The organism is Acidiphilium sp. AL, assembly GCF_025499445.1.
GTDB classification, from domain to species: Bacteria; Pseudomonadota; Alphaproteobacteria; order Acetobacterales; family Acetobacteraceae; genus Acidiphilium; species Acidiphilium iwatense.
On the sequence record NZ_JAIMBZ010000061.1, the window covers coordinates 1 to 12,979 of the forward strand.

12 protein-coding genes are annotated in these 12,979 nt (G+C 61.4%); all 12 read right to left on the reverse strand.

All coding sequences use genetic code 11. The annotated features are described in order from the left end of the window. Positions 1-147 precede the first annotated feature (147 nt). Positions 148-771, reverse strand: a complete 624-nt coding sequence (locus tag AiwAL_RS18535; RefSeq protein ID WP_262313312.1) for a hypothetical protein — start codon at positions 769-771, stop codon at positions 148-150. Continuing rightward, positions 719-2,764 carry a conjugal transfer protein TraG gene (locus tag AiwAL_RS18540; protein WP_262313313.1) on the reverse strand — a complete coding sequence of 682 codons (2,046 nt, stop codon included), beginning with the start codon at positions 2,762-2,764 and terminating at the stop codon, positions 719-721. Before AiwAL_RS18540 ends, AiwAL_RS18535 begins: the two co-directional genes overlap by 53 nt. Before the next feature lie 243 nt (positions 2,765-3,007). Then, complete coding sequence (locus tag AiwAL_RS18545) at positions 3,008-3,799, reverse strand: hypothetical protein (RefSeq protein ID WP_262313314.1); 792 nt, start codon at positions 3,797-3,799, stop codon at positions 3,008-3,010. Next, positions 3,796-4,950, reverse strand: a complete 1,155-nt coding sequence (locus AiwAL_RS18550) for a DEAD/DEAH box helicase (protein WP_262313315.1) — start codon at positions 4,948-4,950, stop codon at positions 3,796-3,798. The genes AiwAL_RS18545 and AiwAL_RS18550 overlap by 4 nt, the downstream gene beginning before the upstream one ends. 13 nt (positions 4,951-4,963) lie before the next feature. Further along, positions 4,964-6,562: an ATP-binding protein gene (locus AiwAL_RS18555; protein ID WP_262313316.1), complete on the reverse strand. Its 1,599-nt coding sequence runs from the start codon at positions 6,560-6,562 to the stop codon at positions 4,964-4,966. A gap of 27 nt (positions 6,563-6,589) precedes the next feature. Then, a complete protein-coding gene (locus AiwAL_RS18560) occupies positions 6,590-7,474 on the reverse strand; it encodes a site-specific DNA-methyltransferase (RefSeq protein ID WP_262313317.1) in 885 nt (294 codons plus the stop codon). 210 nt (positions 7,475-7,684) lie between these two features. Next, complete coding sequence (locus AiwAL_RS18565; RefSeq protein WP_262313318.1) at positions 7,685-8,038, reverse strand: DNA-binding transcriptional regulator; 354 nt, start codon at positions 8,036-8,038, stop codon at positions 7,685-7,687. A 174-nt stretch (positions 8,039-8,212) separates the two neighbouring features. Then, the gene (rlxS, locus tag AiwAL_RS18570; protein WP_262313319.1) at positions 8,213-10,201 is read right to left on the reverse strand and encodes a relaxase/mobilization nuclease RlxS; all 1,989 of its coding nucleotides are present in this window, start codon (positions 10,199-10,201) and stop codon (positions 8,213-8,215) included. A 379-nt stretch (positions 10,202-10,580) separates the two neighbouring features. Continuing rightward, positions 10,581-11,180 carry a hypothetical protein gene (locus tag AiwAL_RS18575; RefSeq protein WP_262313320.1) on the reverse strand — a complete coding sequence of 200 codons (600 nt, stop codon included), beginning with the start codon at positions 11,178-11,180 and terminating at the stop codon, positions 10,581-10,583. Beyond that, a complete protein-coding gene (locus AiwAL_RS18580) occupies positions 11,177-11,869 on the reverse strand; it encodes a lytic transglycosylase domain-containing protein (protein ID WP_316044805.1) in 693 nt (230 codons plus the stop codon). Before AiwAL_RS18580 ends, AiwAL_RS18575 begins: the two co-directional genes overlap by 4 nt. Then, a complete protein-coding gene (locus AiwAL_RS18585; RefSeq protein ID WP_262313321.1) occupies positions 11,857-12,405 on the reverse strand; it encodes a S26 family signal peptidase in 549 nt (182 codons plus the stop codon). The genes AiwAL_RS18580 and AiwAL_RS18585 overlap by 13 nt, the downstream gene beginning before the upstream one ends. Continuing rightward, positions 12,398-12,673, reverse strand: a complete 276-nt coding sequence (locus tag AiwAL_RS18590; RefSeq protein WP_262313322.1) for an AlpA family transcriptional regulator — start codon at positions 12,671-12,673, stop codon at positions 12,398-12,400. Before AiwAL_RS18590 ends, AiwAL_RS18585 begins: the two co-directional genes overlap by 8 nt. Positions 12,674-12,979 lie beyond the last annotated feature (306 nt).

The window sequence follows — 12,979 nt, forward strand, 5'->3', positions numbered from 1 at the left end:
ACCTGCCGTCGGGATTGACCATCACCTCGATGACCGCGGGATCGGCGAGCGCCGCTTCGATGTGCTTGCCCATCGCGGTGCGCAGCATGGTGCGCCGGCGCTCCTGGGCCTGGTCTCCGACGTCTGCGGGTGGACGGGAGAGGTCGGTCATGGTTTGCCCCCGTCACGGCCCGGGCCTGGGCGTAAACGTGGGCCGGGATCTTGGACTGGCCTTTGACCTTGGGCTGGCTCTTGAGCTTGGTGCTGTCCCTGCCCGTTACCCTGCCGCGGTCCTTGCCTTTGGGTTTGGCCGTCATCCTCCCGGTCAGTGGCCTCGGCGCGCGCGAGGGTCCGGCCGCCGACGGCGATCTGTCGGCCGACCCGGTCGATGAACGCGGCAAAACGGTCGCGCCCCACCGCGCGGGCGGCATGATCCGGTTCGGGCAAGGGTGCGTTGATGGTGAGCTGGTAGCGGATGAATAGGGCGAGGCTTTCCATGACGATCTGCTGATCGCGCTCGATCCGGCCCAGCTGGGTGCCGATCCGCTCCAGCCGGAGTGCAAAACGATCATCGAGTTCCTGGTGGCCACGCCGCGCCAACCAGGCTTTGACCGCATCGGCAAGGATGGCGGATTTTGACGCGCCAGGCTTGGCCGCGAGCGCTTCCAGCTTTCGGCTGACATCTTCGGCGAGATAGAGCTGGTGGCGGCATCTGAGCTTGCTTGTCATGTCTGCCCCCTCAGAAATCAGGCAGGAGGTCGTGGTCTTGGTTGCTGTGCGGATCGCCCGCATTGATCGCCTGGGCACGGCCGATGGCGCCGAGCCTGTGCCCCCGATCGATGATCTGGGCGTCGGCGGCAGGATCGGACTCATCGTCGAGGCCGAGATCGATCGCGCGGTCGGCATCGTTCGGTCGCCCAAGGCCATCCTCGGGCAGGCCGGGATGGCGTTGCTGTTGCAGGCCGCCTTCCTCGTCCACCGCGCCCAATTCATCCTCGGCCGTGGTGGCGAGGCGGGTATCGGGTCCCCTCACCTGCTCGCCCCAGTCATCGGGTCGCGGCGCTGGCCGGTCATGATATTTTTGCTCGGCCAGCGCCGGCGCAGCGATGACCCGGCCGGAAAAATTGCGGTCCTCGTAATAACGCAGCTTCTTGGCGCGGATCGGCGACAGGCCGGAGACCAGCACCAGTTCGTCGGTCGCCGGCAGCTGCATCACCTCGCCCGGGGTCAGCAGCGGGCGTGCGGTCTCCTGGCGGCTGACCATGACGTGTGACAGCCAGGGTGCGAGACGGTGACCGGCATAGTTGCGCTGGGCGCGCTGTTCGGTTGCGGTGCCCAGCGCGTCGGAAATCCGCTTCGCCGTCCGCTCGTCATTGCTGCTGAACGCGATGCGGACATGGCAATTGTCAAGAATCGCGTTGGTCTCGCCATAGGCCTTGGAGATCTGGTTGAGACTCTGCGCGATCAGGTAGGCGCGGATGCCATAGCCGGCCATGAAGGCGAGCGCCGTCTCGAAGAAGTCGAGCCGCCCCAGTGCCGGGAACTCGTCCAGCATCATCAGCAGCTGGTGTTTGCGGCGTTTGCCGGGATCGCCTTCCAGCCGTTCCGTCAGGCGCCGGCCGATCTGGTTCAACACGAGGCGAACCAACGGCTTGGTCCGCGAGATGTCCGACGGCGGAATGACCAGATACAGCGAAACCGGACGCTCCGCATCGACCAGATCGGCGATCCGCCAATCGCATCCGGAAATCGTCGCCGCCACTGCCGGGTCGCGATACAGGCCGAGAAACGACATGGCGGTGGACAAGACGCCGCTGCGTTCGTTGTCGGACTTGTTCAGTACCTCGCGCGCAGCGCTGGCGACGACGGGATGAACCCTCGGATGCTCCTTCGTGCCGAGATGGTTGGTACCCATCATCCGCCGCAGCGTGCGGGCAAAACTCCGCTGCGGGTCGGAGAGAAACGTCGCGACGCGGGCCAGCGTCTTCTCCTCCTCGGCATACAGCACATGCAGGATCGCGCCGACCAGGAGCGAATGACTGGTCTTCTCCCAGTGCGACCGGCGTTCCAGCGCGCCTTCCGGATCGACCAGGATGTCCGCGATGTTCTGGACGTCGCGGACCTCGTCCGGCCCTTTGCGCACCTCCAGCAGCGGGTTGTAGCGGGCCGAGCGCGGATCGGTCGGGTTGAACAACAGGCAATGCGAGAACTGTGCCCGCCAGCCGGCGGTCAGCTGCCAGTTCTCGCCCTTGATGTCATGGATGACCGCGGAACCGGTCCACGAGAGCAGGGTCGGGATGACGAGTCCGACGCCCTTTCCGCTCCGGGTCGGGGCAAAGGCCATGACGTGTTCCGAGCCGTCATGGCGCAGATACTGGTTGCCGAGGCGACCGAGGAATACGCCGGCTGCGCGGAACAGGCCGGCTGCCTCGATCTCGGCCTTTGTCGCCCACCGGGATGAACCGTAGGTCGTAACCAGCCGGTTCTGCCGGGCGCGCCACAAGGAACCAATGATCGCGACGGCGCAGCCTGCGATGCCGCTCGACGCGGCGATCCCGGCCGCCTCGTTGAACAGCACCGGCGCGTAGGCGTCGTAGGAATACCACCACTCGAACAGCCGCCAGGGCTGATAGAACGGGATACCGGCCAGCTCGAACCACGGCACCCCCAGCCGTGCCTGGAACCCGAGTTCCGAGGCGCACCATTCCGTCGCGAACCACACGCCCGCGATGACAATCGCAAACACGATGATGATCTGGCCGATGAGGAGTTTGGTCGGGGTCATTCACTGTCTCCACCGGAGCGCAAACAGCACGCTCAGAATATGAGACAGGATTCCAGCAAAACGCCAAAAGAGAAATTGCTTTTATTTACGCTAACTTAGGTTTATCTACGCCCTACCGGTCGGGCGGTCATTTGGGTGCAACAGGACGTAGATGGTCCCTATGATGGCCTAGCCGTCTTGTCCGCTCTGCGTCATCTCAGCGAGACCACACCTAACGAACCTGCAACCAATTGCCACGCAATGTCATTGATTTGTGGATGGCCGCAAAGATATGCGGCCGTCGAAAGTGCGGATGATCTGCACGTAGCTCTCATGTTCAAGCAGTGCTGGGCCTCTGTCTTTCGATATCCAAAGGATGCCCGAGGCCTCGCGTACCGTCCACGAAGCAGGAGTGCCGAACTGGTCAATGATTTGCATCGAACCGGGCGCAAGCCCACATCCTTTATTCATGCGCAAGCAGTTGTCGATCGCTGAAAAACGCGCAAATCCTAGGCTCTCCGTGCGCGCTACAAGCCGTCCCTCTACCTCATGCGCAGAACGACCGTTGCGGTCTCGATAGACCGAAACGGTCAGGTACTGAACATCCAGGGCCCGCAGTGCTGTCGTCCATTCAGGGTCAGGCATATTACCGACAACCGCGACATAACGTGGGACGTACATCAGCAGCCCGTTCGCTTGCTCGCGGCTAAGAAAACTAAAGGCAGTAAGCAAGCTAGATGCGCAAGTTTGGTCCGGTTCACCGTAACGGAAGCATCGTACCTGGGGCAGAACGTGGCGATCTAGTGAATGTCCGGCGAGTTCAACCTCGACCACAAACCAGTGGGACAAGCTCTTGTGGATCAGTGCTAGATCGGCAGAGCGTCGTTCGCCCTCCAGGAGAAACGTTCCGGCAAAGACACCACACCAGTAGTCCGGGAACAGGCAGGTCAGGGCTTTGACGACCTCGGCCTCGAAGGCGATTTCCAAGAACGCGGTGGGATCAATCAACTGGAAAATGTTGTCTTCGTTGCACTCGCCCGTAAGCAATTTCTTCATGCGCGGCTCCACGTAACCGTCGCAATACTCTCCAACTGCGCTTCTTCATCTTTGAGGCGCTGGATTTCGGGCGCCGTGGCCACGAGTGTGTAGATCAAAGCCGCGGTTTTGCCCTGGGCCGGCCTAACGACGCGGCCAAGGCGCTGGATGCGTTGCCGCCGCGTGGCCGTGCTGGCGGCGATGATCCCGAGTTCGGTTTCCGGGACGTTGAATCCCTCGTCAAGGGCACGACACGTCACGAGCACGTCGATCTCTCCTTTGCGGTACTGACTGAGCATCCCGGCCCGAGCCCGCAACGTCATCTTGGAGTGATAGACGCCAGCTTTCACATCATTCTCGGCGAGAACCGCTTGAATGAGGTTGCATGCCTCAATATCCTCGTGAAATATGAGCGTACGTTTGCTGCGATTGATGGCCACAAGCTTGAGCGCCAAACGAACGCGATTGAGACTCAGGTTCAGCACTCGTGCGCGCTTCAGAAACAGAGCAATGGTCTCCTCAGCCTCCGTGCCGTGTTGGCTGATCGAACGTGCAATCGCCTTGCTCAGCTTGTCGTACTCGGCCTGTCGATCATCCTCCAGATCAAACACGATGTTCCGAAGTTCGAAAGGAACAATCACCCCGTCGCGAAGCGCATCACCATAGGAGTAGCTGAAGATGACAGGACCGAGTGCGGGAATCAGTACGTCCTTCAACCCCTCATCATAGGGACGTTCGGGCGTAGCCGACAGGCCTAGAGATGCAATCGTGTCGATCTGCAACGCGGCACGGAAATGCTCCGAAGCCGCCTTGTGACACTCATCCACAATCAAGAAGCACTTGTGCTCCTCGATCTTTGCCGCAAGCTTCGCTGCTGTGTTCAACACAGCTATGTTAATGGTGCCCAAGCGGAAGCGTAGGCTGCCAGTGATAATGTTGATCTCATCAAGATCGAGGTCAAAGTAACTTGCCGCCTCTTCCCACCACTGCTCGAGGAGTGCGGTGGTGGGCACGACAATCAGCGTAGCTATCGGCCGGATGCGATCAATGCAGGAGAGGGCGAAGACGGTCTTTCCGCCCCCGGTAACAACGCTGACTATGCCGCGATGGTTCGCCCGCTCCCATTCGGCAAGCGCCGCAACTTGCCAGCCGCGCGGAGTCAGCTTCGGCAAGACGCGATCTCCCCTAACCCGCAGCACGTCCTGGCTTAGGCGCGAACAGATCGGCCTCCGCCTGCGCTCTTACCTCAGTGTCGGCGTTATCGAGCTGCTCCGCACGCGCACGCAGCAGGTTGTTCTTTATGCTCCGCACGCTGTCGGGGTTGACCCGCGCGATAAGCTTGCCGGCCTTGAACTCGGCCACCGCGTCGAAGATGTATTGCTGCACGCACTCGCTGATCGCGTCCTTCGCCTCCAGCGTCTGGTAATATGGATGCAGCCCGTTGATGATCACGTGGATCACGTTTGCCTCTGCGCCCGGAACAAACGTGACATGCGGCTCGTAGGAGCTGGTCTCCTTCAATGAGATCACAACCTGCAGGTCTGGCAAAATATCCAGACGTCCGATTTCGTCGTCCGCAGTCAGCGACTGCCTTTGCTGCAGGTTGTTCGCTTCGATCGTCTCCATGGGCGGCAACGCCGCGTTATTCAGCGCATCTTTGATCTCAGCGCTGACGAATTCAGTCTGCATGTCCTTCACCAGATCGCGGACCTGCTCCTTCGACCACTTCGGGCCGCGCCCACCTCCTCGCCTGCTCTTGGCGTACTCAGCATAGGCCTTGGTTTCCGTAACAAGGAACTTCTCCAGCGCTTCCTCTTCCTCGCCCTCGAAGAGCACTCGATCCTTCGTATGGGACACACCAAAGCCGTCGAGCAACAACACGCCGGTCAGCCGCTGAGCGATGAGGTTGTTTGCTCCCTCGTCATCTACCCCCCCGAAGATCACGTTCGGTTTCCAGGCATTCGGGAAGCCTTGTATCTGCCGGCCGTTCTGGAACATCGAAAAACCGCCGTACTTGCGTCCGCCCTTGCGCAACACTCCGATCCAACCCTTGATAGTCTTTCCGTCAATGGCGAACGTCGGCAGATCGCGCTTCATGAGCGTTCCGGAAGGATCGGAGTCCCAGTCACTCTCTTGTGGCGGCATGACCTCCTCGCCGTTGTAGGTGAGCTTAAGGGCGACATGGCCTTTAACGTCAGGGCGCAGATCAAACATGTACATGGAGCCAAGATAGTCCTTGATCGTCTCCTCGGAACGCTTCTGGATGACGCGACGGAGATTGCCAATCGTTACGAAAGTGTAGTGCTCGTCGCGGCTTACGGTTCGCATTGTAAGCGGGACCTTCGCTCCGTGATTGGCAATCGCATCGACATCAACCGTAGCAGTCCACTCTTCGCTGCTGCCCAGTTCACACGTGATGACAGTCCATTGAGCGCCAATCCAACACGCCGCGGTCTTCATGCCCATGCCGTATTTGGATCGTCCCTTGCTGTCCGGCGTCGGATGCGCGATCCGTAGCGCTGCAACGAGGTCATCCTTGCTCATGCCTATCGAGTTGTCTTCAATCCTGAGGGTCTTGTTCGGGCGGTCGTGGACGATCGAGACAGTCAGCGGACGGCCCTCCTCCTGGAGGACTTCGTCGATCAGGTTTCCGTAGTTCAGTCGCGACTGCGTCGAGTTGTCGACGAACTCCGCCAACGCAAACCACATCGTGTAGCTGAGGCGGCTATAGGCGTCGATCGCCCTGGGTCCGACGGTCAGTTCCGCCTCGAAGATCTGCGTCATCGTACTGCTCCCCTACAAACGTCGGCCTCAGCCGTTCTCAGTGAAGGAATCGAAGGTTATTCGGTCGCCGAACCGGCCTCGCGAGCCCTTGATGTAATCTTCGGATGCTTCAATGCTGATCCAGAAGCGTTCTAACTCTTCAGCTGCCGCCCCGGTCGTGTTGCTGCCGCCGAACGGGTCAAGAACGACGTCGCCAGCAACGGTCAAAAACTTGATGAAGAATTTCGCCAGATCCGCAGGCATGCGCGCCGGATGTAGCGGCAGTTCGTTCTCGCGGCAGTAGGTCTGGTAGGCGTCGCCGTTTTGCGTGTTCGCGTAGGTAAGGACATTCGACGGGATGGCGCCGCCGTTGTCACGCAGAAAGGCTGTTTCGCTGATGTCGTGCTCGGATGGACGTTTGCCGGCGTTGTAGGTGCCTCGCTTGAGCAAGGTCTTCATTGCCTTGCTGTATTCCTGGAGCACGCGCTGATTGCTGGCCTTCGGCTTTTTCGTTGACGCCATCCACCAGAGCTTGGTGAAGCTGTCCTTGACCCGGCTGCGCTCGACATTCACCCACTGAGCCGGGGACGGCAGCTTTGCGGGGTTATGCCAAATAAACTCTTGGCAAAGATGAAGGTCATTCTTCTCCTGGAACTCGAGCAAGGCGCGCAACGCAAGTGTAGACATGACAGGCATGCCCGGCTCCCACGAGTTGCCCATCTCCACGACGATGGAACCGTCGGGAGCGAGCATCTTCTTAAACAGAGGGCCGAAGGCACAGAGCCACTTGATGTAAGCCTCGCCCGTCTCGTTGCCGTACCGCTTCTTGCGGTTGAGCGGAAATGGCGGTGAAGTAAAGATGAGATTGACCTTGCCCTCAAACCGCGCGAGCGACCCGTCGGCCAGGATTTCGTTCGACTTGCCGTGCAGCATCCTCCCACACGGCGTAGCGTAGGCGACGTTACCGGGAGGACGTCCCGTGAAAGGGCTCGCGAGGCGAGCCGCAGGCTCCACTGGCTGTGTTTGTGCGGCAGTTGCGTGCATACGCGGAAAGAACCTTCTGTATCTATGTTTTCGTTGCGCCGCAGGCGTCTTGAGCCAGGCGCTGAATCACAGCATTAGGGATGGATAAGAGGGGCACCATCATGCCACGATCTCAATGCCGCGCTTCTGCACAAGGTGCAAAAGCTTGAGCGCCGTTCCGGTTGGCTTCTTCTGGCCGATCTCCCACTTTTGCACTGTCGAGACGCTGGTGTTCAACAGCCGGGCGAAGACAGCCTGACTTACGTGCGACGCCTCGCGGATCTTCTTGATCTGCTCGGGCTCAAGAGGCTCGACAGGAGGCAAGCAAAGGCGGTCGAAGTCGCGCAGCGTGACCTGATCCACCATGCCGACATTGTGCCAGCCCTTGACCGTCTCCCGCGCGGCCGCCGGCCTGAAAGACTTGGTATTTCGCATCACGATCCCCTCGATCAGTTCACGGGCTTGTTCACGCAATCTTCACACCAGCGGATCGTACATATTGCCATATCCTCCCATCCTTCTGAGCTTATAGCACCGAGTGCTATATCCGCAAGGTATCATCTGCATTGCTGTGGGTAGTGTCGGTGCGATAGTTGGTATCCAGAATATGTACGCGCACCTTCTTATAAGCTTATCAGGCGACTGGCCCTACGAAATCGACGGCCCGCTCCGCTGCCGCCCGAGCGTCCAGGAAATCGTCTCCCCACGTGCGATGCCCGCGACCTGCTTGCCGAGATTGCGTTCCAGCACCGGCCGCCACGGAACCAGCGTAAACTCACGGCTCTTCTCGATGACAGCGAACCGGCCGCTTACCAGGTCGAGGGACCGGCGATAGATGCCCTCGATCCGCTCGCCCGGCCGAACTTCGGCGTAATCGAGGCCCAGCTCGCCCGAAAGCTGGCCGACAACGCGGGTCAATTCCCGCCGCTGTAGAATGCCCAGCATATTGGCGCGGTAGATGGTTCGGTCCTGCTCGTCGCGGGCAAGCTCCTGTTCAACCAGCCATTGCCGGCGCCGGGCGAGCGCATCCCGCACGTCGCGGCCGAAGCCACCGTCGCGCAGCGGCACGGGCGTATCCGCGACCAATTCCCGGTCGAGCCAGGTAGCACCGTCAGCGCCGAACTGCCGGTCGAGCGGGAAGGCAGATAGCGTCTGCACCATGACTGGCGCATCTTTCGTCAGCCGACGCTCGTAAGCCGTCGCGCGCTGCAGATGATCCGGCGCGATGGTCCAAGTGCCGTCCGGTTGGCGTTCCACCGTCCCGGTCAGCCGCCGCATTGCTTCGAGCCGGCGTACATGGGTCTCTGCGAAATCGGCGCTGGCGGTCGGATCGTACCGCAGATGGATATCGGCATCGTAGCGCCCTCCATTCGCCGCCGCGATTTCCGCGATGGTGCGATCCACCGCACGCGGCTCGGCCCGCTTCGGTGTGACGGTGATGATGCCGCCTTCCGGGGTAGGATCGGTCGCCTCGCCCTTGCCGATCTCGACATAATGGGTCCGGCCGTCCACCGCGTCGACGATCAGATAATGGCGGTCGTCGATCTCATCGGCGAGGCCGCGCCGGACGAGGCGGCCGATGATCGGCCGCGTCTCCGGATCGGACGGATCATAGATGATGTAATCCGAGGCGGCGCGCGCAACACCCTTCTCGATGAGATCGCGGTGCATCGCCTTGATGATGTCGCCCCGCTCGCCCATGCGGCGGAGTGCGTCCTCCACCCCCTCGGCAAGCTGCCATTGGCCGGGTGCTGTTTCCGCCGCCATGCCGAGATGCCTGAGCTTCTGTAACCGGCCGGCCCGCAAACTCTGCTCGAAAGCATCCCGTCCGGTCGCCCGCACCATGCCATCGTCGTCCGCACCGCGCAGCAGCCCGCGGTCGATACTGGTCAGGTGCTCCTGCTCGACCTCGCGGCGCAGCCGGTTTTCGATTTCCAGATCGGTGCGCGGCCCCAGATCGAGGCTGATGAGTTCCGCCATCCGCTCGCGCAGCCCCTGGGCGATGTATTCGCGAGCGATGATCAGGTCGCGGCCGGTATCGTCCTTGCCGCGCACGATGATGTGGGTGTGGGGATGGCCGGTGTTGTAGTGGTCGACCGCGACCCAATCGAGCTTGGTGCCGAGGTCTTCTTCCATCTGCGCCATCAGCCGGCGGGTCAGCGGCTTCAGATCCTCGTACTCGTCACCATCCTCGGCGGACACGATGAACCGGAACTGATGCCGGTCGCCATCGGCACGAGCGATGAATGCCTTGCCGTCGGCACGATCCTGCTGGGCATCATACAGCCGGCCGGGTTCACCCTCGCGGGTGACACCATCGCGCTGGATATAGCGCAGATGCGCCAGCGCGGCTTTGACGCCATTGCCAGCGAGCTTGACGATGCGGGATTTCACGATAGCGCGGCGACTGCGGAATGCGGCGTAGCGGTCGCGCGTGGCCAGCATCCGGCCGATGCTGGCGCCACGCCCGATCTGGCTGCCATGGAACGTGCCGCGACGCGGTAACGAACCGCCGCGTGGGGAGCCACCGGCAAAGGCGACCGCATGCAACACGCGATGAAGATATTTACGGCTGCGCTTGGTGCCCTGCGAGCGTATCCTGCCGATCTTCGGATTAAAATCGTCGTCGCGCATCATGGTCACGCCTCAATGGTTGGGTCGGGCAACGGCCGGTTCTGGAATGCCGGGGGGCACAGCAAACAGCAGCCACTCCGACAACGCAAGGAGTCTCCCTCTGACGGCCACAGATCAACGACTTGTAGAATTTAGTCTCCATGGGCAGCGCCGCTATCTCCATCAATTAGGATGTGCAGACAAAGGGTTAGATGTCGCGTAGAGACAGGCCTTTAATCTTGCCCTAACGCGATTTTCATCAACAGCCGACCCTACCCGCGCCCCTCTACACCCTGTCGTCTTTGCCTGGTCATCTCGGTTGGGGCACCCGCCGATGACGTGCAACCAGCCGACGGCCGGAAGCGGTGTCTCAGACCACCGCTTCCGGACCGAAAAGGGCGCGTTACACCCCTGCTCGGAAGGCGCCTTCCGCCGTTTCGAAGCCGTCAAAAATGCTCAAGTCGGTCATCCAGCGAACGCGCCGCGCGTCATCCACAATGCAGATCGCCGTGTAATAACGGTCTTGGAAATAGCCCAAGATTGCGACCCGCTCTAACGTCTGTTCGTTACCATCAAAATTCTCGAAACCACCGATATTTTGCTCCGCGATGCGCCCGTCCCAGTGAAAATCCGCCCGTTCCGCATCGATAATCCGTGCCGCCGTGGCGACGATTCCTTCACATCCGAATTCGTGCGCCAGGTCGTGGAGCAGTGCTGGGTATCGGTCGAATTCGGCGTGCGGATGTGCGTGATTGACGATCATCTGTCCCTCCGGGTTTGCTGTCCCCTTGATTGAGGACAGGCCCTCAGGCTCAGCCGGCGAGGCGGCGGTCAGGGACGCCGCAGGCGCCGCGCAGCGGGGCGTGGGGGAGCCGAAATGCGCAGCATTTTGGGGGAACCACGCATCCTTGACGGGCGCTTCGTCCTGGCTGGTACAGTGGAATGACCGAGACGAGGCATCCCTCTCCCACGCAAGCCGCGGAGGATTCTCGAGCACGCTCATGGTCTGCGTTCCGGGACGATGTTCAGTGACACGAACAGACCGTCTGACGATGGTGCCAATGACGACGACGCGAATAGCGCTGGTTTCGCTCTGCCGCTGCCACCGACCTCGGGGGCGCGAAGATGGAAAAACAATCGGGTTCCTGACATGGCCATGCTGGTTCCCGGCGCCATCAAGGTGGGCCCACCGAGTCGCGCGATATAGGTTCTTGTCTCCGTGGGAAGCGGCTGGTGCGCATCAAGAAAAGCGGCGAACCGGGTAGGTCCGGCATTGTACGCGGCGAACAAGTCGGGATAGCCGAAGCGCTGATAGAGTTCGCGCAGATAAGCCGTTCCGGCCAGAATGTTGTCCTTTGAATCATACGGGCCGGCGTTCAAACCGTAGCGGATGCGCAGCGCGGCATAGGTCTTCGGCATCAGCTGCATGAGACCCTTGGCGCCGGCAGGTGACGTGATCGGGCGGCTGTCGAGCATGGTGTGGCCACCGCTTTCGGCGCGCATCACCATGCGAATCCAGGCTTCCGGGACACCAAAGCGCCGTGACGCTTTGTCGATAAACCCCTGCCAGCGATCGAGCGGCGATTTAGCGATCGCGTGCTGGACTGGTGCCGATCCGGCGATGGCGATCGACGGTCTCAGCACCAATCCCACGATCAAACCCGCCAGCGTCAGCCGCGTTACCGACGCCACAACGGTAGCAGCCTGCCGATGATCAACCGTGCCGGGACTGGACCGAAGTACCGGCTGTCAAAGGAGTCCGGCACGCCTTTCATGAGCAAGAAAACCTGATGCGGTCCGAGCGTTTGGCAGCCGGACCAATCGGGTAACGGGCGCCCAAGACTATCCGCGGCGAGTTGGCGGGCGACATAGTGCCCATCGATGGTGACGTCACGATCATGGGCGCAGACCGTATCGCCACCAAGCGCTTCGATCCGCTTCACCAGCGGAACGGATGCCGGCAAATAGTCGCGTTCGGCGGCCAGTTGGCGCACGGATCTGGGCGTGCTGACCAGCACGAGTTCGCCCTTCCAGAGGGTGGTCAACGGCAGCACGCGATAGAAGCCGATCGGGGCGCTGGCACTCGCATTGTAGATGACGAGCGGGCGTGGCTTGGCCAGCACGACGACACCGATCAGGCCGAGCCCGAGCGCTCCGACGGCAAGGAAATTTCGCCGATGAAAGCGCCCGCGACGGTGGCGGGCCCGGAAAAAGGCGGGTTCAGGCATGTGGCCCCCCCTTCCCCGCTGGCCCCGAATATGGAGGCGACGCCGTGCCTTCTGTCACGGTCCGCCCGCTCGATTCCGACCAGGCGTCGAGATCGGCGATATGGTAACGGACGTAACGGCCGTGCTTGCGAAAGCGCGGGCCGCGCCCCTGGCGGCGCATCTTCTCAAGTGCGCGGCCGGACAGCCCGATATAATACGCGGCCTGGGCCGTGTTGAGAAAAGGGCTGCCTTTTTTGGCGTCGTTCGCGCGTTTGATCTCGTCGTCCATGATCGAATCCCCATTGTGCCGATGTGGGCGGCGACGGCGTTGGTCGCCGCATCACGGACCAGAATGGGCATGGAACAGCGCGGTTCGGGACGCTCGAAAACCGGCCCCTCCTCAAATCGATCCCTCGCGGCAAAATAATCTCGCAATTGCGATGACGCGGGAGAAAGAAAGCCCCGCCGCGATGGCTCGCGACGGGGCTTTGGCGTCAATTCCGGTCGCGCGGCTCCCAGAGGGCGATGTGGGTGGCGCCGTCCTCGCTGGCGCGTTCGAGCTTGACCAGGCGGCAGCGAACCCAGTTCGGCCCGA